This window comes from Cystobacter fuscus, from assembly GCF_044360685.1.
Taxonomy (GTDB): Bacteria; Myxococcota; Myxococcia; order Myxococcales; family Myxococcaceae; genus Cystobacter; species Cystobacter fuscus_C.
The window spans coordinates 5,456,246-5,474,960 of sequence record NZ_CP043491.1; the positions used below are offsets into that span (position 1 = coordinate 5,456,246).

Sequence of the window (18,715 nt, forward strand, 5' to 3'; positions counted from 1 at the left end):
GTGCGCTCCCTCACGCTCCCCGAGCCGTACCTACGAGTCGTCTGACACCCATCCCGGGGACGTGCGTCATGAGCGAGTTGTTCCAGTAGAAACAGGAAATCATGTATAGCTGGCCGACACTGTGACGCACCTCAGAGGAATGCACATGGCACGTCGGCAACTTGTGATCGGCTCGAGCTTGCTCCTGGGTCTGACTCCTTTCCCGGGATTCGCGGCGGATGAGCGGTTCTCCATTCCGCCCACCTCCGTCACCGCGAGCACGGATGATGGCAACATCCCCGCCAATACCGTCGACGGAGACCTGACCACCCGCTGGTCCGCGGAGGGAGATGGACAGTGGCTCCAACTCGACCTGGGTGCCCCCAAGAAGGTGGCCTTCGTGAAGATCGCCTTCCTCAACGGCGCCTCGCGGACCTCCACCTTCGACATCCAGACCTCCACGGACGGCACCACGTTTTCCACCGTGCGCTCGAAAGCGACGAGCAGCCTGACGAGCAGCCTCCAGACGTTCGACTTCCCGGATGTCGGGTCCGCGCGGTACGTGAGGCTCGTGGGGTATGGCAATTCCTCCAACGCCTGGAACAGCTACCTGGAGGTGGAGGTTCACGGGAGCGCCGCGGAAGCGCCCTCGGGCAACATCGTGAACGTCTCCAACGCCGCTCAACTCACCACGGCCCTCGCCAGCGCGACCGCGGGCACGACCATCGTCCTGGCGGACGGCACCTATACGAACAGCGGCGCCTTCGTCCTCAAGGGCAAGAACGCCACCTCCTCCAGTCCCATCACCCTCAAGGCCGCGAACCGGGGCAAGGCCATCATCTCCGGCGGCGCCTCCCTCCAGGTGGCCAGCTCCTCCCACGTGGTCATCTCGGGCCTGAAGTTCACCAACACCGGCAACAGCGCCCTCGTGCTCGATGGCTCCAACAACATCCGGGTCACCCGGAACACCTTCGCGCTGATCGAGGACGGCACCCAGATCAAGTGGCTGCTCATCAAGGGCTCCGGGAGCCACCACAACCGGATCGACCACAACGATTTCGGCGGAAAGAGCAACATCGATCCGGTCATCGCCCTGGATGGCAATTACTCCACGCAGATGACCCAGTATGACGTGATTGAGTACAACTACTTCCACGACGTCGGGCCGCGCCTCGCCAACGGGTTGGAGACCATCCGCCTCGGCCTGTCCGCCCTGTCACTGCTCGACGCCCACGCCACCGTGCAGTACAACCTGTTCGAGAACTGCGACGGGGACCCGGAGTTCATCTCCATCAAGAGCGGCCACAACACGATCCGCTACAACACGATCATCACGTCGCAGGGCCAGCTCACCGCGCGGCACGGAAACAACAACAGCATCTACGGCAACTTCATCCTGGGTGATGGCAGCAAGTCCGGCGTGGGCGGCATCCGGCTCTACGGGACCGACCACAAGGTCTACAACAACTACCTGGCGAAGCTGACCGATGACGCGCTCCTCATCGACGGGGGCGATTTCGACGGAGGGCCGACCTCCAGCACCTATACCGCGAGCGATCTGAGCAAACACTGGAGGGTCTACCGGGCCGAGGTCGTGAACAACACGGTCGTCGACAGCACGGCGGGCCTCCTCATCGGGAGGAAATATACGTACGCACCGGTGGACTCGAAGGTCGCCAACAACCTCATCCGGAACACGACGGGCACCCTCTACAACGAGCTCAAGACGAGCAACACCCTGTTCCAGGGCAACATCGGGTACGGCTCGGCCCTGAGCAACAAGTCGCGGACGTCCAGTGAGATCCGCAACGTGAATCCGTCCCTGACCGCGGTCAACGGTCTGCAGAAACTGAGCTCCACGAGTCAGGCCATCAACGCGGCGACGGGCTCGTACACCTACGTCGCGGAAGACATGGATGGGCAGTTGCGCGCCGCCAACGACGTCGGCGCGGATGAGTACTCCACCGACCCCATCGACCACGCGCCGTTGTCGTCGGCCGATGTCGGCCCGAATGCCCCTTGAGGATGACGGTCGGGCACCAGACTGACGGGGGCGCACGCGCTGAGTGTGCGCTCCTTCAGGCCCGAGGAGGTGTCAAAGAACTCATTCCGTTGCCGACAGTTCTTCAGCGGAGACGCGCCGACTCCGCCTTGCCCATGAGCCACTGCAGTCCCGCGAGATGCTGTTGGTCATGGCTGCAAAGGTAGTGGATCAGTCAGGCCCCGTCCTATCACGGCGCTTGCAGGACCTGCGGGAGGACCTCGCTGACGGGAGGTGCTCCGCACAATTGATGATCATCAATGTCTGGATCGATGAACATCGCTCGGGATGGCTTGGAGTGGCACGAGCGCTGGTAGGGTTCTAGGCAGCAGCGCGCCGGATGGACGCCACTGCTTCTTCGAGACGGACCTCGCCTTCGAAGCCACCCGCCGAGACGGCTGGCCGCTGCTGCTCGATCGCGTGGGCGAACTGCACGGCCGGATCGGCCTCGAGCTTCTCGATGAGCCGCTGCACGTTCGGGAATGCACGGTGGTCGACCGCGTCGTGGTACCTGGTCCAGCGGGCGATGCCGATGAAGTAGGCGTCCACCCAGGTGCGGTGCTCGCCGAGCAACCAGGGGCGGTCGCCGAGCAGGGCCTCGAGTCTGGCGTGGGCCTTCTCGACCTTGGCTCGGCCGTAATCGGTCAGCGCCTGCTTCGCCTCCGGCTTCAACGCGTGCTCGTAGGCATACCAGAGCGGGCTGAACGAGCCGAAGAAGGTCGTGTTGAGGAAGGCCAGCATCTGGTTCCAGTGGTCGAAGTCGTGGGTGCCTTGGGGGAAGGCGAGCCGCCGGTCCATACCGAGCGGACCGAGGTGATTCAGGATGGCGATGGTTTCGCTGATGACCCTGCCGTCGGCCGTCATCAGGGAGGGCGTCTCCGCGAGGGGGTTGATGCGCTTGTACGTGTCGCTCGTGACGACGCTCGGCATCTCGATGCGGCAAAGCCGATAGGGCCGCGCGAGCCACTCGAGCGCGACGATGGAGCCGAACGAGCAGCCCGACGGGACGCCGTAGAAGAGGATGGGGGACACGAGATTCTCCGTGGTTGAAAGCCCGTTGATTCGGGTCCCATCACTCTGTCGTCGTGGACTTTGCCCGGGTAGAGGTTAGAACGGCGACGCAACGTCTACCCGTATGGACTTTGGGGGCTCGATGCTCAACCTCAACGACCTGGCGCTCTTCGTGGCCGCGATCGAACACGGAGGCTTCGCGGCGGCGGCGCGTCGTCTCGGCGTGCCGAAGGCGACCATCAGCAAGCGGGTGGCGGAGCTCGAGGCGAGCCTGGCTGCCCGGCTCGTCCATCGCACCTCGCGCAGCTTCACCCTCACCGAGGTGGGGCGTGATTTCCATGAGCGCGCGCGTGCGGTGCTGATCGAGGCGGAGGCCGCGGAGCAGGTGGTGCGCGGGCGCGTCGCCGAGCCCAGCGGCACGGTCCGGCTGACCGCCAGCGTACCGACGGCCCAGCTCTACCTGGCCGAGCACCTGCCGAAGCTCGCGCGCGCCTACCCCAAGCTGCGGGTGCAGCTGGACGTGACCGACCGTTTCGTGGACGTCGTGCAGGAGGGCTACGACATCGCGGTGCGCTCCCACTTCACACCGCTTCCGGCTTCGGGTCTGGTCCAGCGGCAGCTCGTGAGCGAGCCCATCATCCTCGTGGCCACCCCGGACTACCTGGCGGCGCGGGAACCGCTGGAGCGGCCCGAGCAGCTCGGGCGCCATGATGGCCTCGTGGCCGCGCTGAACTCGACGGGCTGGCGCCTGCTCGGCCCCGCGGGCGAGCGCGTCGAGGTCAGTCCGATCACCGTCATGGCGGCCAACGAATCGACCGTGCTGCTGGGAGCCGCCAAGGCCGGGCTCGGCGTGGCCTGCCTGCCCGAGAGCATGTGTCGTGTGGCCCTGCGCTCGGGCGAGTTGATCCGGGTGCTGCCCGGGTGGGAGGCGGGGAGGGTGACGACGACTCTCCTCATGCCCCACCGGCGCGGCCAGTTGCCCGGGGTCCGGGCGACGGTGGAGTTCCTGATCGAGTGTCTCGCCCAGAAGGGGCGAGCCCGCGCTCAGTGAGGACGTGCCAGCGCGCGGTGGATCGCCGAGGTGAGCCCGGCGGCGCGGATCGCATCCAGCGCGAGTTCCCAGCGGCCCTCGGCACACAGGCCGCTCATGCCCGCCTCCTCGTAGGCCTGCCGGGCGGCCGCCGCCAGGGCTTCGCGCACCGCCTCGGCGACCGCATGGCCGACCTCGTCACAACGTCTGCAGTCGAGCTCGATGCCCAGACGGCTGCGCCGCCCTTCCTCCGTGAGGACCCAGGGGCGCTCCATCCACGGGGGCTCATGGCGCACGTGCTGCCGGTGGCCGCACTCGAGCTCGGCGACCCAGTGGTTCTCACCATCGAGGTGGAATCCCGTCATCTTCTGCTTCATCGGACGTGCATCCTCATTCTGGGAAGGTGTCAAAGAACTCGTTCCGGGCCAACGGCGAATCGGTGATGCCTCGGTGCGTCTCCTCTCGAGGCGTTAGAATACTCGCGACATGAGAGCGACATTACGAGGCAGGGTGATCGCGGAGAGCTCCGACACCGTCGAGGTCGGTGGCTACCACTACTTTCCGCGCGCGTCGGTCCAGATGGGGCTGCTTCGGCCCGCGCCGAAGACGGACAGCGACCGGGCGTGTCCGCATGGCGTCCAGTTCTACGATGTCTCGGACGCGAGCGGCCGGAGCGAGCGCGCGGCCTGGTCCTACGAGGCACCCCAGGCGTCGATGAAGCGGATTGACCACTGGATCGGGTTCTGGGGAGACGTCGAGCTCACTCCCTGAGCATCCATCGGAGGGCCCTTGGGGCACGGTCCGTCAGCGTCACACCGAAAGGTGCCTGGCATGATAGAGGCCGCCGCATGAGCACGGATCTGCAGAAGCGGGTGGTCATTCGCGAAGCCCGGCTTGAGGACGACGCGGTCGTGGGCGAGCTGTTGGTGGAGGCCTTCATCACCCAGTACGCGAAGAAGCTACCGGAGGTGGTCTACACGGAGGAGCGCAAGCGCAGTCTCCGGGACGTCGCGGGCAAGCGAGCGGTGGCGAAGGTGCTGGTGGCCGAAGTGGATGGCAGTGTGGTGGGCACGGTGGCGCTGTGGCCACCGGGGGCACCGGGCTCGGAGGCGTGGCTGCCGGACGCGGCGGACCTGCGGCACCTGGCCACCTCCGTGGAATTCCACGGCCAGGGTTTGTCGACGCCCCTGCTGGAGGAGGCCGAGCGCATGGCCCGCGAGGACTGGCGCGTTTCGGCCATCTGCCTGCACGTGCGCCGGGGCGCGCAGGGCGTGGCGCGCATGTACCAGCGCCGCGGATTCATCCGCGAGCCGTCGGCCGACCTGGACACGCCCTCCGTGTTCCTCGAGGCCTTCGTCTTGCGCTTCGCGCGATGAAGTCCTCCTGACACACATTGAGGCCAACCCCGGCCCCCGCGCCTGCCTCCACACCGCGGGCAGACGCCAGAGGGGAAGGGCCTCGAGGTGCCAGCGCTTCAGCCCTCACCCTCCACAGACCTCCCTTTCGCCCGATTCGGATGCGTGGAGAGCCCCCGGATGATGAGCGCGGCCAGGGTCGAGGCGGCCTTGGCCTCCTCGACGCGGCCTCGAATCATCTCCCGCGAAATCGCCTCCGCCGCGCCGACGATTCCGACGCAGCGCAGGTGGAGCTCCTCCTTCGACAGGTTCGTGAAGGGCGCGAACGCCTCTCGATAGAGGGCCACGTAGCTGTCGAGCAGCTCCCGCTGGAAGGCCTCCATCTCCTCGTCGCCCTTCAGCGCGGCCGAGATGGCATGCCACTCCGGACCCACCGAGGTGTAGCAATTCATGTAGGCGTGGCTCACCACGTGGGCGACGTCTTCCAGCCGGCGCCGTGTGCGCTCGAGCGCTTCCCTCAGCACCTTGACCTGCCGGGCGTCTATCTCCGCGTAGAGCGCGATGAGCAGCCCGGAACGCGTCTTGAAGTGCTCGTAGGCCACCGGCTTGCTGACGCCGGCTCGCTGGGCGAGATAGCCGAGCGTCAACGCATCCGTCCCTTCCTCGCGCACGATGGTCTGCGCGATGTCGAGCAACTGGTCGCGCCTCTGGGCCTTCGGCAGCTTCTTGCTGGATGTCTCGCTCATGGCAGCGCGGCTCGCACCTGAACCGGTGTCAAGTCACTGTAACGCGCCGCCAGGCGCGCGGCACGAGCCGTGTCGCCGCCCCCGGGCCCTCCCTCCGAAAAAACCGTGGCGGTCCTGCTTTTGGTAACTTACTAAGGGTAGGAACCCGGAGGATCGGCGCGGTCTTCAGCACGTCGCCCGGAGCGTGCCGCATCCGCTGATCCTCGAGAACGGGAAGTTCCTCTGGGCCCAGGGCGAGGGAGCGACACGCACCGACGACGACGTGCACTCCGGCATGAGCGCCCGGGGCGCGGCGCTCCGCATCACCACTCCGGAAGGGGCGTCACGCGGGGCGTGCCCAGGAGCTCCAGCGTGCGCAGCGCGACGCGGATCAAGCTCTGTGCACAAGGCTCGCAGCCGCCAGCACAACACCGGGGCCAAGGCCCCTCGGGGTTGCGCAGCAGGGGCCGGACACAGGCCTCGTAGTAGGAAGGAAAGCACAGCTCCTGGCTGGCGCGGTGGAGCGCCGCATCCATCTGCTCTTGGGTGAAGTCGGCCACGGCCTGTTCCTATCGCGACTTTGGTCACCGGGCCCGGGTTGGCGCCAGAACAGGTGGAGGCCGCCGCTATTGCCTCGCCCGAGGGTCATGCTTAAGCGGAAGGCTTCCAGCCCGGAGGACTTCCATGCTGCATGCTCCACTCCTCGGTCGTGTCCTGCTGCGGTTCGATTCCGGCAAGGAGGAGCTCCACGAGGATCTCTCCGCGGCGGTGTTCTCCGCGGATGGCGGGCTCTGGGTGGCCTCGGACGAGCACCACTCGCTCGAGCGCTTCGCCCCGGTGAGCCCGCGTGTCTTCGGAGAGCACCGGCACTTCCCCATGGCGGATCTGCTCGGAGAGGAGGTCCGCGAGGAAGTGGACCTCGAGGCGCTGGACTTCCAGGACGGACAGCTGTGGTTCGTGGGCTCGCACAGCGCGAAGCGGAAGAAACCCAAGGGCAAGGCGATGGTGAAGGACCTGGAGCGGCTGGCCACCGTGGAGCACGAGCCCTGGCGCTTCCTGCTCGCCCGGGTGCCGCTGCCGGAGAAGGCGTCGGGCTCGGCCCGCCCGGCGAAGCTCATGCGCGCGGAGGGCCGGCAGGACTCGGGGGTGAACGTGCTGGTGGAGCTGCTGCGCCAGGACGCCCATCTGGGGCCCTTCCTCGCGCCGGCCTCGCCGGACGATCCGGATGGGGCCCTCGCCATCCCCAGCAAGGACAATGGGCTGGACATCGAGGGGCTCGCCGTCCACGGGGACCAGGTCTTCCTCGGGCTCCGGGGCCCCGTGCTGCGAGGCTACGCCGTCCTGCTGCAAATGGAGGTGGAGGAGGTGGGCCATGGCCTGCTCGCGCCCCGGCGGACGAAGAAGGGCGGCGCCTACCAGAAACACTTCCTGGACCTGGATGGTCTGGGCATCCGCGAGCTGTGCCGCCATGGAGAGGATCTGCTCATCCTCGCGGGGCCCACCATGCCGGTGGATGGTCCCATCCGGCTGTTCCGGCTACACAAGGGCCTGCTGCTCTCGGGAGACACCCTCCACGTGCAGGAGCAGGGGGTGCTGGAGCCCCTCTTCGACCTGAAGAACGGGAGCAGGGACGACAACGCCGAGGGGGTGGCCGTGTTCTCCTGGTTCGCGCCGAACGACTCCGTGCTCGTCGTCTACGATACGCCCTCGCCGCAGCGCCGCTACGGGCCGGACGGCGTGCTCGCGGACGTGTTCCGGCTCTGAGGGCCACGAGCGCGAGCGACGAGGTGAAGCGGCCCTCCGCCCACTTCGAGTCGCGCCCCTACGGACGCGAACCGGAGCCAGGGCCGCCGGGCTTCGTCGTGGCTGCTCGGGACGCCTCCCACCGGCGGAGCTGCTTGACGCTCCCCCAGTCGAGGAACTTCAGGGTTCCCTGTTGACGGCGGTCGTATTCCTCGGAACCCGGCTCGCCTTTGACTTCACGGGTGCGCTTCATGGCTCCAGCGTCCAGCGAGAACTCGCGATACACGATGCCCTCTGACCCACAGTCCTGCTCCCGGCGCGACAGCTTCGAGAGTGCGCCTGCGGTCCACCCGTAGGTCTCATGGAAGAAGCACATTCCGGCACAACCGCAGTTCCACATGCCGGCCTCCAGTTGCTTCGCGCCTGGGTCGATCTCCAGATTCTGGAGGCTCGACAACTCGGAGTGCCGCTCGTAGCGCTTCAGCGGAGGCTTGTACAACCAGACGTCCGAGCAGCGGACTCGTCCCTGGCCGTCGGTGAAGCCCGTCACCCACAGATCGGCGTGGCCATCGAAGTCGAAGTCGACGAGCAGCGCGCTCAGTCCAGACGAATCCCAGCTCCGACAAGCCCCCTCCCGCCACTTGCCGGAGAGCTTCACGGAGTAGCCCTGCTCGCCATCGGCGGAGCGTTGTATCCGCAGTTCCACGGCCTGCTCGACACGCCCGGTGGTTGCCTCGTCGAGCCGGACGAAGGCCCGGGCAGGGCTCTCGGCGTTCACGGCGCTGCTCGTGCACAAGAGGAAACCCGCCAGGAGTCCTCTCGGCAGATACCTGTTCATCGTGCTCTCCATTCCGCGAGCTTTACAGAGCTCCTTTCAGGCGACCAGCCTTCGCCTGCCTCCAGCCGCTGCTGGAACGCTTCTTGCTCATGGCTGCGGCGCCGAAACGAGTTCTTTGACACCATCCGCCGGATACCATCCGCGGCGGACGAAATTGACGGGGTGACCGATGATTTCGGGCGGGTTCCGCCGTCTATTGGGTCGAGGCTCCCAAAGGGAGCCGTTTTCTCGACTGACAAGGAGCCGCCATGACGATCAAAACAGCCACCCCGTACTTCATCCTCAACGGCAGGGCCGAGCAGGCGATCGCCTTCTACCAGAGTGCCCTGGGCGCGAAGATCGAGGCGCTGCAGCGCTTCGGAGACGGTAATCCGAGCTGTCCCACGGCGCTGAAGAGCCGGGTCATGCATGCGGCGCTGCGCGTGGGCGACGCGCTCCTGATGATGAGCGACGGCCCCACCGAGTCGGCACCACCCCAGGGAGGGAGCGTGAACGTCGCTCTCCAGTTCGACGATCCGGAGCAGGCCAGGCGCTGCTTCGACGCGCTGGCGACGAACGGCAAGGTCGTCCAGCCCCTCGTCGACGCCCCCTGGGGTGAACTGTTCGGCGCGCTGAGCGACGAGTTCGGCATCAACTGGATGTTCAACAGTGCCCGGGGCAAGTCGAGCTGATGGAGAGCACCTCCAACTCTCACGACTGGTGTCAGACGACTCGTAGGGATGCGGCGCCGAAACGAGTTCTTTGACACCTTCCGTGGGAGTGAGACGCCTTCCGTGAGTGACACCGTCCGTGGTGCAGAGCGGTGCTGAGCTGGTAGAGGGAGGCTCCGTGAGACAGTCGCCCCCACAGGAGGTCGTGACGTACTTCGAGCCGCGTCCTACTCCGGACGAGGTGCCGGTACGACTGGCGAGCCCGTTCGAGTCCGGTCCTCCCCATCCCCTGGCGCGGCGCGCCGCCGAGGAGCTGCAGGCGCACCTGTGTCGCGGCGACCTGCTGGCGGGGGTCGACCCTCGGGTGCTGGAGGCACCGGGCGGCGGCAAGATGTTCGGGGTGCTGGTGGTCGCGACGGAGGACGGCCGCATCGGCTACCTCCGTGGGTTCTCCGGCATGCTCGGAGGACGCTGGCACGTCCCGGGCTTCGCGCCGCCCCTGTTCGACCCGGGTGCGCTCGACACGTTCTGGCCCGCGGGCCAGGCCGAGTTGCGCGAGCTGGAGCTGCTGCATGCCGGACTGCTCGCATCCGATGAGCGCCGGGCCGACGTCGGCTACCAGCGCGCGGAGCGCTCACGGCAGCTCTGGCGGCAGCTCACTGGCACGTATGTCCTTCCGAATGCGCGCGGAGAGCGCCAGTCCTTGGCGTCACTGTTCGCTCCCGAGCCAGCACCCGGTGGTGCCGGAGACTGCGCCGCGCCCAAGCTGTTCGCTTGGGCCTACCAGCACGGGCTGAGGCCCCTGGCGCTCGCGGAGTTCTGGTGGGGCGCTCCGCCGCCTACGGGAGAGCGGCACGCGGGTGGGTACTACCCGGCCTGTCAGAGCAAATGTGGAAGGGTGCTGCCCTACATGCTCGAAGGGTTGCCGGTGGAGCCTCCTCCGGCCCGCGCGCCACGGGCGGAACCACGAGTCGTGTTCGAGGACCGGTGGCTCGTCGTCGTGGACAAGCCCGCTGGACTTCCTTCGCTTCCCAGCCGCCATGCCCCGCTGCGTGACTCGGTGCTCGTCAGGCTCCAGCGGAGCTGCCCGGATGCGCTGAAGCCGCGCGTCGTGCACGCGCTCGACACGGAAGTCTCCGGGCTGCTGCTCGTGGCGAAGGACCTGGAGGTCCTGGCGGCGCTCCACCGGCTCTTCGCACGCCATGAGGCGGACCTCCGTCATGTCGCCTGGCTCGAAGGAACCGTGGCGGGCGAGAGTGGCATCATCGAGCTGCCGCTCCGGTCTGAAGGCGGAGAGACATTCCGCCAGGTCGTCGACCCCGCCCACGGCAAGCGCGCGGTGACCGGGTGGCGCGTCACACAGCGAACCGGTACACGAACCCGGGTCTCGTTCCTGCCTGGCACCCGGCATTCCCACCAGCTTCGAGTCCACGCAGCGCATCCGCTCGGGCTCAGTGCCTCCATCGTCGGAGACTCCCTGTACGGAGCCGGTCAAGACACACGGCTGATGCTCCACGCCGAGGCGCTGACCTTCGTCCATCCGCGCACGGGCGAGCGCATCGACCTGGAGAGCCTCCCTCCGTTCTGATCTCGAGACACCTCTCGAGAGCGCCTACAGCGAGAATCCGTACTCCCGCTCCACCGAGCTGATGCGGGTCCGGTACGCGCGGTACCACCGCTCACGGCCAAGCCGTTGGGCCGTGCGGTGTTCGGCCACGGTCTTCCACGCGCGCACCGACTCCATGTCCCGCCAGTACGAAACGGTGATGCCCAGCCCATCCGCGCCACGGGCGCTCTCCATGCCCAGGAAGCCTGGCTGCGCCGCGGCCATGGAGACCATCTCCTCGGAAGTCACCGCGTAGCCCTCGTCGATCGGAGTGCGCACGGAGGTGAAGATGACCGCCACGTAGGGCGGCTCGGGTGTGCTGGCAATGCTCATGGCCCTGGACATTGGCACATGGCATCGCCAGCCCCAAGGTCTACTCCGGGGGACTCCTCACTGATCGGGGTCGGCGTCGGCGAAGGTCGTGCCCGCGCCAATCTCGTCGAACCAGATGCTGCGAGTCCCCTGGCTGCCCTGCATGTACCCGTTGTCGTGCCAGCCGTTCGCGTAGAGGCCGACGCGGAACTGGAAGTACCGGTCGTCGGACACAGTGGTGCTCAGATTGTACTGCTCGAGGACCTTCTGGCCATCGAACCAGAGCTTGTAGAAGCCCGTGCCGTCGCTCGCCCACTTCGCCTGGATGACGACCTTGTGCCACACCCCGGCGGTGACGGTGGCGAGGTTGCCGAACGTGACGGTCTTCTGAGAGCAGACCGAGCCCTGCTTGACGCGCGTGAAGAGTTGATTGCCCGAGAGCCAGATCATGCTGGACGGCATGTAGTCATCGCAGCCGGTATTGGAGAAATCCGCGATGAACTGGGCGAGGTTGTACGACTGGGGTTGGAACTGCCAGTCCTGCTGCAGGCGGAACGCGAAGCCGTAGAAGCCGGTGTCGCCGCGACGATACACGTTGTTCTTCACGACCTCCGAATGGTAGCGGCCGCTGTACGAGGGATCGTAGATCTGCGTCACCTTGATGGCGGTCGGTCCCGAATAGGTGACATTCGTCACCTCGGTCACAGAGCCCTTGTGCTCCTTGTTGATGGAGTTCCAGCCAGAGACGGTGCCAGTGTTGTGGAAGATCTCTTCGGCTCGCGCCACCGAGGACAGCGAGAGCAGGGCGATGCCAACAGTCATTCCAATGTTTTTGATTTTCATTGAACTCGGGGGAAATGAAGATGAAGGAGTGGCCGGGTTCCTGTCGCAGTCGGGACATGCCCTGCATCACGACCAGGAACCCGAATCAAACTAGCGGGTCAGGGGTCATCCCGGTATCCCCATTTAGAGGGAGTTTCCTTGCTTTCACGTGTCACCGGGCCGGACACGGTGGACCCGCGCCGTGGACCAGGCCGGGCAAAGCGCGCGGGTGCCCGTTAGGCAGAAGAACCGTGCGGGACTCCGACGCCACACCCGTCCGCCTCACCCTGGTCGCCGAGGACCCGCTCGCCCGGGGTGCGCTCTCCCGGGCCCTCTCGGAGCAGGGGAGTGACGTCGTGGTCACGGCGTCCGGTCCCCTGGCGGAGGTGGAGTCCTCGAGTTCCGAGGCCGCTCCCGACGTCGTGCTGTGGGACGTGGGCCTGCACCCGGCCGGGCCCGGAGGGCGGCTCGAGGCTCCGGAGCTGGGGGCGCCCGTGCTCGCGCTCGTGCCCGATGAGGCCGCGGGAGAAGGCGCGCTCTCCGCGGGGGCCCGGGGGTTGCTCTTCCGGGACGTGGCTCCCGCCGCGCTGCTCGCCGCGCTCCGAGCCGTGGCGCGAGGACTCACCGTGTTCGACCCGGCCCTCGCCGCGCTGCGAGCCACACCGCGCGGCTCGGCGCCCACCTCGACGCCCGAGGGCCTGACACCCCGCGAGCGCGAGGTGCTCGCGCTGCTCGCCGAGGGCCTGTCCAACAAGGCCATCGCCGAACGGCTCGACATCAGCGAGCACACCGCGAAGTTCCATGTGAACGCGGTGCTCGCCAAGCTGGGCGTGCAGCGGCGAACGGAGGCCGTCGTCCGGGCAGCGCGCCTGGGGCTCGTGACGATCTGACCGGAAGGGGAGGGGGACTACCCATTCGGGCAGGTCGCGGCCCATCCATCTCGCCGATGTGCCGCGCGGGCGAGGCCTTTAGCTTTCAAGCGAAAGGAATCTCCCTCCATGTCCGCCGAGCTCAGCGCCTTCTCCGAGTCCCTCGCCTCCATCGTCGAGCGCATCGCCCCCGGCCTCGTCCGGGTCGAGGCCCGCCGCCGCCCCGGTGCCACCGGCATCGTCTGGGACGCGGAGGGACACATCCTCACCACCCACCATGCCCTCGAGCAGGAGGGCTCCATTACCGTGGGCCTCGCCGATGGCCGTACCGTTCCGGCCGAGCTCGTCGGGAGGGATCCGTCCACGGATCTCGCCCTGCTCAAGGCGGACGCCTCGGGACTCACGCCGCTGGCGCCCGTGCCGCTCGAGGGCCTCAAGGTGGGTCACCTGGTGCTCGCCCTGGGCCGTCCCGGCCGCACCGCGCGCGCGACGCTGGGCATCGTCAGCGCGTTCGGCGAGAGCTGGCGCACCTACGCGGGAGGCCGCGTCGACCGCTACCTGGAGACGGACGCGGACCTGCCTCCCGGCTTCTCCGGGGGGGCGCTGGTGGACACCCGGGGGCGCCTGCTCGGCATGCCGACGGCGGCCCTGTCGCGCACGGCGGCGGTCGTCCTTCCCGGAGAGACGCTCGGCCGGGTCGCCCAGGCGTTGAGGCAGCACGGAGGCATCCGCCGGGGCTACCTCGGCGTGGGAGCGCACCCCGTGCGGCTGCCCCAGGGCCTCTGGGAGCGCGCGGGTGGAGAGAACGGGCTCATCTTCCTCTCCGTCGAGCCCGGGGGCCCCGCCGACAAGGCCGGGCTGATGATGGGGGACGTGCTGGTGAGCCTCGGAGGCCAGCCGTTGCACAGCATCGAGGAGCTGCTCGGCTACCTCGGCGACGAGAAGGTGGGCACCCAGGTGCAGGCGAGGGTCCTGCGCGCGGGCGAGGTGCGCGAGGTGCCCGTCTCGCTCGGCAAGCGTTCGTGAAGGGAGAGTGACGCCATGAAGTTGCTCCAACAGTTCTCCGACGAGCTCGAGTCGCTCGTCGCCAAGGCGATGCCCGCGGTGGTGGCGGTGCAGCACGCGCAGGGCCACGGCACGGGCCTCTTCCTGACACCGGATGGCTACGTCCTCACCAACCGGCACGTGGTGCGCAGCCGGGGCCGGCTCGCGCTGGAGCTGCACGATGGCCGCGAGGTGCGCGCCGAGCTCGTGGGCGCGGACGCCCCCACGGACCTGGCGGTGGTGCGCGCCGAGGATGGCGCGAAGTTCCCCACGCTGCCGCTGGCGGATCCCCACGACGTGCGCGTGGGGCAGGTGGTGATGGCCATCGGCAACCCCTTCCGCCTGGAGCAGTCGGTGTCGATGGGCGTGGTGAGCGCCATCAACCGCACCCTGCCGCTGCCGGACGGGGTGATCCTCGAGGGCCTGTTGCAGACGGACGCGGCCATCAACCCGGGCAACTCGGGAGGGCCCTTGCTCAACATGCGCGGACAGGTGGTGGGCATCAACACGCTGGTGCTGCCGTACGCGCAAGGCATCGGCTTCGCGGTGAGCGCCACCACGGCGGCCTGGGTGGCCAGCCTGCTCATCCAACGTGGCAAGGTGGAACGGCGCTTCCTCGGCATCGCCGCCACGGCCATCACCCTGCCGGCCCAGAGAGCCCAGGAGGCGGGGCAGCTTCGCGCGGTGCGCATCCTGAAGGTGGGCCAGGGCACGCCCGCGGCCGGCGCGGGGCTCGAGGTGGACGATCTGCTGCTGGGCATCGATGAGTGGCCCGTCACGAACGTGGACGACGTCCAGCGCCTGCTGGCGCTCGCCACCGGGCCGGAGGTCCGCCTGGAGGTGTTGCGCCAGGGGCGGCGCCGCACCTTGCGAGCCCGCACCACGCCTCGCGAGCACAGCAAGGCGGCGTGAGCGCCCGCGAGGGTCGGGCGGAAAGCCGAGGCGGCGCTGCTTGCCGGCCAGCCAGCGCTGACCTGCCTGCTCGCTGCCGCCCCGGGAGCGGCCTCATGACCTTTGCCGCAACGCCTTCCAGGCACCGGTGGACCACAGCGCCCACCCCATCAACACGGGCTGGAAGAACAGCCGTAGAAACCGCTTGGTATCCGTATCCAGACCGAACGCGGAAATGCGCTTGGCGTACTGGTGCAGATTGCCGGGAAAGATCAGCGCGTAGAATGCCGCCAGGCCCAGTCCCATGGGGACCTTGTGCCGTGTACTGAGGATCAAGGACAGCCCGAGTCCAATCTCGACCACCCCCGAGAGCAGGACCACGGTGTCCTTGTCCATCGGCACCCAGTCGGGCACTTGCGCCTGAAAAGGCGCCCGCTCGAAGGTGAGGTGGCCCGTGCCAGCCCCTGTCATGAATGTGCCCAGAATCCAGCGACCCACGTCTTGCGAAGCCGTTGTCTTGGTTTCGTTCAGCACCGGTTCCCTCCTCGTCCACTCCGTCACCGTTCAACGCAGCAACAGGCTGTTCCTCCTTCCTTATTCTCCGCGGCTGAAGCGCACGGCCGCGGTGGTGGGGTGTTGCCCGGCGGGTGGGTCATTCAGGACTGGCGGCCTTGAGCCGTTTCATCCACCGGTGCAACAGCCCGGAGGGAGGGCCGGATGAAGCTTCCGCGTAGGCGGAGGCCGCGTGGATCCGCACTTCCACCTCCGTGCCACCCTCCGGCGCACTGAAGATCCGCAGCGCTCCACCCAGGCGCCTGACGCGCTCGAACATGCCCTTGATGCCGTAGCGGCCCGGCTTGCCGTGCTGGTTGGCATAGCTGGGGTCCAGGCCCGTGCCGTCATCCTTCACGCACAGGCGCACGCGGTGCTCGTCATAGGTCAGGGACACGGCGATGGACCGGGCCTTCGCGTGGCGTACCGCGTTGGCCACCGCCTCCCGGGCGAGCATGAGCAGCTCGTCGCGGGCGGCGGCGCGCAGCGGCCTTTCGTCGCCGGTGACGGAGACGTGGACGAGGAGCTTTCCGTCCGCCACTTCCCGCGCCGCACAATCGAGCGCCGTGCCGAGCGGCCCGTCAGTCGCGCGCAGATCGGAGACCCGGTCGCGCGCGGCGGCGATCAGGCCCTCGGCCTTCACGATCGCGCGCTCCATCCTTTCGTTGAGTTCGGGATCGACGATGCGCTTGGCCACGCTGTCGAACTGAAGCACCAGGCCTTGCACGCCCTGGAGCAGCGTGTCGTGCAGCTCCCGGGCAATCCGCTCCCGTTCGCGGTGGCGCTCTTCCAGTCGCAACTGGACCTGGTTCTCGATGGCGCGCGCTCGCATCCGGTACGCGCCCCAGACGAGGGCCAACAAGGCGACCACGCAGGCCACGGCGAACGCCTTCGTCTGGACCAGGGTGGGCTCGATGGTGAAGTCCAGCGTGGCGCCGGTTTCGTCCCACACGTCGTCACCGTTGGAGGAGACAACGTGGAACCGATGGCGGCCGTGGGTGAGATTGGCGTAGGTCGCCTCGCGCAGCGAGCCGCCGTCGTGCCACTCGCCGTCCACGCCCTCCATCCGGTAGCGGAAGCGTGCCCGGTCCGCCGCCGCGAGCGTGACCGCGGTGTAGCGCAGCGTCACGCTGTGGGTGCCTTCCGGCAGATGCAGGTCGTCCCCGGCGAGATAGGTCCGGTCGCCGGCCCGCACGCTTTGGATCTCGGTCCGGGGGGGATGCTCGTTCCTGAGCAACGCGGTCGGGTCCAGCCACGCGACGCCGCGGTTGGTCGCGAACCACAACCGGCCGCGCTGATCCCTCACCGCCGTGGGGACCGGGCCCGCCTGCATGGCGATGCCGGGCAGCCCGTCGCGCCAGTCGAGCAGGCGGTAGTCCAGCGCACCGCCGGTCCGCGAGAACATCCTTTCGATGTCGCCGGCCTTCACCTGGACCACGCCCCGCCCGCCATTCATCCACAGGTCCCCGTTCAGGGACTCGACGATGCCGGTGATGAGACCAAAGACGGGGTTCCGGCTTTCCAGAATCGTCGCGAAGCGCTGGCCGTCGAAACGCGCGACCCCGCTTTCGCCAGCGACCAACAGGTTCTTGTCCGTCGCGTGGATCGTGGTGGCGCGGCCGATTGCCAGCCCATCGCCCGCGCCGTACCGGGTCGGGTGGCCGCCGGACCACCGGACCACTTCGTCCTCGAACGCCAGCCAGACCACGTCGCCGGAACCGAGCGCCATGGCGTTGGGGGCGGGGCTGTCGCCGAACCGCCTTTCGGGCCGGATGCCCTCGGGGGTCGCGACGAAGAGCCCATGACCGACGATGGACAGCCACATGCCGTCCTCGCCGTTCGGGAGGAAGGCCACCACATGCGAATCAACGGTGTCGGCGGGCAGCTCGAACTTCCGCAGCGTGTCGCCCGCGTACCGAAACACCTCCTGTCCCTTGAACCACCACAGCGCGCCATCGGCGGCGTAGCTGGCCGTGCGGTTCGGCACCGGACCGCCGTAGGCGCGAGCTGGGGTGGGAGGGTCCACCACCAGCGAGGTCTGCTGGTTGCCCACCAGCACCCGGGTATCCAGAACCGCGAGCGTGAAGCCCCCTTGAGACGCGGACGCCAGCTCGGCGATGTCCTGCAAGCGCTTCTTGCGGAAACTCGCCAGCCCGGCGTTCGTGCCCACCCACACGGTGCCCTCGGTGTCCTCGAGCACCGGCACCACCACCGGGGAGGCCAGTCCATCGGGCTGCTCGAACTTCTCCAGCGGATCCGAGGGGCGCAGGCCACGCCCGGTCGGAATGCGGGCCGGGGAGGGCAGCCGCCAGATGCCGGCACCCCAGACGGTGAGCCAGAGGCTGCCGTCGCGGGCGAACAGCATCTGCTTGGCCCGTGCGAAGACAGGCTCGCCCGCGGTGGAAGGTGACGAGGACGTGTCGGACGCTGGCGGAGCCGCTGAGGATGCTGGCGCGGTGCCCGGCGGGACGGACCGGGCATGATCCGGCAGAGGACGCGTCCCCTGGAGATCCTCGCTCAGCCAGAGCCGGCCGTCGGGGCCCTCCGCGAGCACGGCACTTCGGGAGATCGTTTCTCCCGTGTCCTGGAACCGACGCTCCCCCGGACGGAGGAAGAGCAGCCGGCGTGGCGTGCAGACCCACAGCACGCCACGCCGATCGACGTAGACGTATTCCGCGGCGCCGTCGTCGTAGCCCCATTCCTGGCCCACGGCACGCCATTGCCCCGCCTCATACCTCGCCAATCCGCTCGCGGCGGCGGCCCAGAGCGCACCGTCCGGGGTGAAGGCGAACCTCAGCACACGGCCGGGCGGCATCCCCTCGCGGGGGCCGAAAACGGTGGCGCGGCCATCACGCAGTCGCGCCGCGCCTCCGGCGAAGAAACCCAGCCAGATGTCGCCGTTGGGCAGCACCTTGAGCGCGTTGATGTTGGAGGAGGGGAGCCGCTGCCCCTCCCGCAGCGGATAGCGGTCGAAGCGGACACCATCGAAGCGATAGAGGCCCATGCCGGTGCCGAGCCAGAGGTAGCCCGTGGGCGCCTGCTCCAGCGTCCAGATGTCGGCGGGCGCGCCGTCGTTTGCCGAGAACTGGCTGTAGGCGTAGGGGTCGAGGGACGTGGCCGCGGCGTCGCAGGGGTGCAGCGAAGCGGCCAGTGCGAGCAGGAGGGTGATGAAGGACGACCGGAGACGCATGGGTTTCGGGCAGGCGGCGAAGTATGGCCGATCGCGCACGGTGCTTCCATGCCCGCC

At 68.1% G+C, this 18,715-nt stretch carries 19 protein-coding genes; 10 read left to right on the plus strand and 9 right to left on the minus strand.

Features of this window, described 5'->3' with window-relative positions; all coding sequences use genetic code 11:
* The first annotated feature begins 145 nt into the window (after positions 1-145).
* Positions 146-2,002, plus strand: coding sequence for a chondroitinase-B domain-containing protein (locus tag F0U63_RS22315; RefSeq protein ID WP_395847926.1), 1,857 nt, complete (start codon positions 146-148; stop codon positions 2,000-2,002).
* A 339-nt stretch (positions 2,003-2,341) separates the two neighbouring features.
* Here F0U63_RS22315 and F0U63_RS22320 read toward each other — a convergent pair whose 3' ends face one another.
* A complete protein-coding gene (locus F0U63_RS22320; RefSeq protein ID WP_395847927.1) occupies positions 2,342-3,052 on the minus strand; it encodes a glutathione S-transferase family protein in 711 nt (236 codons plus the stop codon).
* Between the two features lie 121 nt (positions 3,053-3,173).
* On the opposite strand from F0U63_RS22320, the gene F0U63_RS22325 reads away from it, so the two are divergent.
* Positions 3,174-4,082, plus strand: a complete 909-nt coding sequence (locus F0U63_RS22325) for a LysR substrate-binding domain-containing protein (RefSeq protein WP_395847928.1) — start codon at positions 3,174-3,176, stop codon at positions 4,080-4,082.
* Here F0U63_RS22325 and F0U63_RS22330 read toward each other — a convergent pair.
* Positions 4,076-4,438, minus strand: a complete 363-nt coding sequence (locus F0U63_RS22330; RefSeq protein ID WP_395847929.1) for a DUF3565 domain-containing protein — start codon at positions 4,436-4,438, stop codon at positions 4,076-4,078. The two genes, F0U63_RS22325 and F0U63_RS22330, sit on opposite strands and share 7 nt — an antisense overlap.
* A 109-nt stretch (positions 4,439-4,547) precedes the next feature.
* On the opposite strand from F0U63_RS22330, the gene F0U63_RS22335 reads away from it, so the two are divergent.
* Both F0U63_RS22335 and F0U63_RS22340 read left to right on the plus strand, forming a co-directional pair.
* On the plus strand, positions 4,548-4,832 hold the full coding sequence (locus F0U63_RS22335) for a DUF427 domain-containing protein (protein ID WP_395847930.1): 285 nt from the start codon (positions 4,548-4,550) through the stop codon (positions 4,830-4,832).
* Between the two features lie 77 nt (positions 4,833-4,909).
* Entirely contained in the window at positions 4,910-5,437 is a 528-nt protein-coding gene (locus F0U63_RS22340; protein WP_395847931.1) for a GNAT family N-acetyltransferase, read from the plus strand.
* 98 nt (positions 5,438-5,535) lie between these two features.
* Here the strand turns inward: F0U63_RS22340 and F0U63_RS22345 are convergent, their stop codons facing one another.
* On the minus strand, positions 5,536-6,162 hold the full coding sequence (locus tag F0U63_RS22345) for a TetR/AcrR family transcriptional regulator (RefSeq protein WP_395847932.1): 627 nt from the start codon (positions 6,160-6,162) through the stop codon (positions 5,536-5,538).
* A 302-nt stretch (positions 6,163-6,464) separates the two neighbouring features.
* A complete protein-coding gene (locus F0U63_RS22350) occupies positions 6,465-6,677 on the minus strand; it encodes a hypothetical protein (RefSeq protein WP_395848406.1) in 213 nt (70 codons plus the stop codon).
* A gap of 148 nt (positions 6,678-6,825) precedes the next feature.
* Between F0U63_RS22350 and F0U63_RS22355 the strand changes: the two genes are divergently transcribed.
* The gene (locus tag F0U63_RS22355) at positions 6,826-7,905 is read left to right on the plus strand and encodes a DUF3616 domain-containing protein (protein WP_395847933.1); all 1,080 of its coding nucleotides are present in this window, start codon (positions 6,826-6,828) and stop codon (positions 7,903-7,905) included.
* A 58-nt stretch (positions 7,906-7,963) separates the two neighbouring features.
* On the opposite strand, the gene F0U63_RS22360 is transcribed toward F0U63_RS22355, so the two are convergent.
* Positions 7,964-8,722: an XAC2610-related protein gene (locus F0U63_RS22360; protein ID WP_395847934.1), complete on the minus strand. Its 759-nt coding sequence runs from the start codon at positions 8,720-8,722 to the stop codon at positions 7,964-7,966.
* A 248-nt stretch (positions 8,723-8,970) separates the two neighbouring features.
* Between F0U63_RS22360 and F0U63_RS22365 the strand changes: the two genes are divergently transcribed.
* Both F0U63_RS22365 and F0U63_RS22370 read left to right on the plus strand, forming a co-directional pair.
* A complete protein-coding gene (locus F0U63_RS22365; protein WP_395847935.1) occupies positions 8,971-9,393 on the plus strand; it encodes a VOC family protein in 423 nt (140 codons plus the stop codon).
* Between the two features lie 157 nt (positions 9,394-9,550).
* The gene (locus F0U63_RS22370; RefSeq protein WP_395847936.1) at positions 9,551-10,960 is read left to right on the plus strand and encodes an RluA family pseudouridine synthase; all 1,410 of its coding nucleotides are present in this window, start codon (positions 9,551-9,553) and stop codon (positions 10,958-10,960) included.
* 24 nt (positions 10,961-10,984) lie between these two features.
* Here F0U63_RS22370 and F0U63_RS22375 read toward each other — a convergent pair whose 3' ends face one another.
* Both F0U63_RS22375 and F0U63_RS22380 read right to left on the minus strand, forming a co-directional pair.
* Positions 10,985-11,311: an antibiotic biosynthesis monooxygenase family protein gene (locus F0U63_RS22375; protein ID WP_395847937.1), complete on the minus strand. Its 327-nt coding sequence runs from the start codon at positions 11,309-11,311 to the stop codon at positions 10,985-10,987.
* A gap of 57 nt (positions 11,312-11,368) precedes the next feature.
* Positions 11,369-12,112: a polysaccharide lyase gene (locus F0U63_RS22380; protein ID WP_395847938.1), complete on the minus strand. Its 744-nt coding sequence runs from the start codon at positions 12,110-12,112 to the stop codon at positions 11,369-11,371.
* Between the two features lie 251 nt (positions 12,113-12,363).
* On the opposite strand from F0U63_RS22380, the gene F0U63_RS22385 reads away from it, so the two are divergent.
* The 3 genes from F0U63_RS22385 to F0U63_RS22395 all read left to right on the plus strand — a co-directional run bounded on the left by F0U63_RS22385 (position 12,364) and on the right by F0U63_RS22395 (position 14,937).
* Positions 12,364-13,002 (plus strand): LuxR C-terminal-related transcriptional regulator, encoded by a 639-nt coding sequence (locus F0U63_RS22385; protein ID WP_395847939.1) that lies wholly within the window; start codon positions 12,364-12,366, stop codon positions 13,000-13,002.
* Between the two features lie 108 nt (positions 13,003-13,110).
* Positions 13,111-14,007 (plus strand): S1C family serine protease, encoded by an 897-nt coding sequence (locus tag F0U63_RS22390; RefSeq protein ID WP_395847940.1) that lies wholly within the window; start codon positions 13,111-13,113, stop codon positions 14,005-14,007.
* Positions 14,008-14,022: 15 nt separating this feature from the next.
* Positions 14,023-14,937 carry a S1C family serine protease gene (locus F0U63_RS22395; protein WP_395847941.1) on the plus strand — a complete coding sequence of 305 codons (915 nt, stop codon included), beginning with the start codon at positions 14,023-14,025 and terminating at the stop codon, positions 14,935-14,937.
* 93 nt (positions 14,938-15,030) lie between these two features.
* Here F0U63_RS22395 and F0U63_RS22400 read toward each other — a convergent pair whose 3' ends face one another.
* Entirely contained in the window at positions 15,031-15,450 is a 420-nt protein-coding gene (locus F0U63_RS22400) for a hypothetical protein (RefSeq protein WP_395847942.1), read from the minus strand.
* 118 nt (positions 15,451-15,568) lie between these two features.
* The gene (locus F0U63_RS22405; RefSeq protein WP_395847943.1) at positions 15,569-18,697 is read right to left on the minus strand and encodes a triple tyrosine motif-containing protein; all 3,129 of its coding nucleotides are present in this window, start codon (positions 18,695-18,697) and stop codon (positions 15,569-15,571) included.
* Positions 18,698-18,715 lie beyond the last annotated feature (18 nt).

What these genes read in the sequence shown, in the direction of transcription:
- F0U63_RS22315 (WP_395847926.1), top strand. Translation starts at nt 146, where the DNA reads ATGGCACGTCGGCAACTTGTGATCGGCTCGAGCTTGCTCCTGGGTCTG.
- F0U63_RS22325 (WP_395847928.1), top strand. Translation starts at nt 3,174, where the DNA reads ATGCTCAACCTCAACGACCTGGCGCTCTTCGTGGCCGCGATCGAACAC.
- F0U63_RS22330 (WP_395847929.1), bottom strand. Translation starts at nt 4,438, where the DNA reads ATGAAGCAGAAGATGACGGGATTCCACCTCGATGGTGAGAACCACTGG.
- F0U63_RS22335 (WP_395847930.1), top strand. Translation starts at nt 4,548, where the DNA reads ATGAGAGCGACATTACGAGGCAGGGTGATCGCGGAGAGCTCCGACACC.
- F0U63_RS22340 (WP_395847931.1), top strand. Translation starts at nt 4,910, where the DNA reads ATGAGCACGGATCTGCAGAAGCGGGTGGTCATTCGCGAAGCCCGGCTT.
- F0U63_RS22345 (WP_395847932.1), bottom strand. Translation starts at nt 6,162, where the DNA reads ATGAGCGAGACATCCAGCAAGAAGCTGCCGAAGGCCCAGAGGCGCGAC.
- F0U63_RS22350 (WP_395848406.1), bottom strand. Translation starts at nt 6,677, where the DNA reads ATGGATGCGGCGCTCCACCGCGCCAGCCAGGAGCTGTGCTTTCCTTCC.
- F0U63_RS22355 (WP_395847933.1), top strand. Translation starts at nt 6,826, where the DNA reads ATGCTGCATGCTCCACTCCTCGGTCGTGTCCTGCTGCGGTTCGATTCC.
- F0U63_RS22360 (WP_395847934.1), bottom strand. Translation starts at nt 8,722, where the DNA reads ATGAACAGGTATCTGCCGAGAGGACTCCTGGCGGGTTTCCTCTTGTGC.
- F0U63_RS22365 (WP_395847935.1), top strand. Translation starts at nt 8,971, where the DNA reads ATGACGATCAAAACAGCCACCCCGTACTTCATCCTCAACGGCAGGGCC.
- F0U63_RS22375 (WP_395847937.1), bottom strand. Translation starts at nt 11,311, where the DNA reads ATGAGCATTGCCAGCACACCCGAGCCGCCCTACGTGGCGGTCATCTTC.
- F0U63_RS22380 (WP_395847938.1), bottom strand. Translation starts at nt 12,112, where the DNA reads ATGACTGTTGGCATCGCCCTGCTCTCGCTGTCCTCGGTGGCGCGAGCC.
- F0U63_RS22390 (WP_395847940.1), top strand. Translation starts at nt 13,111, where the DNA reads ATGTCCGCCGAGCTCAGCGCCTTCTCCGAGTCCCTCGCCTCCATCGTC.
- F0U63_RS22395 (WP_395847941.1), top strand. Translation starts at nt 14,023, where the DNA reads ATGAAGTTGCTCCAACAGTTCTCCGACGAGCTCGAGTCGCTCGTCGCC.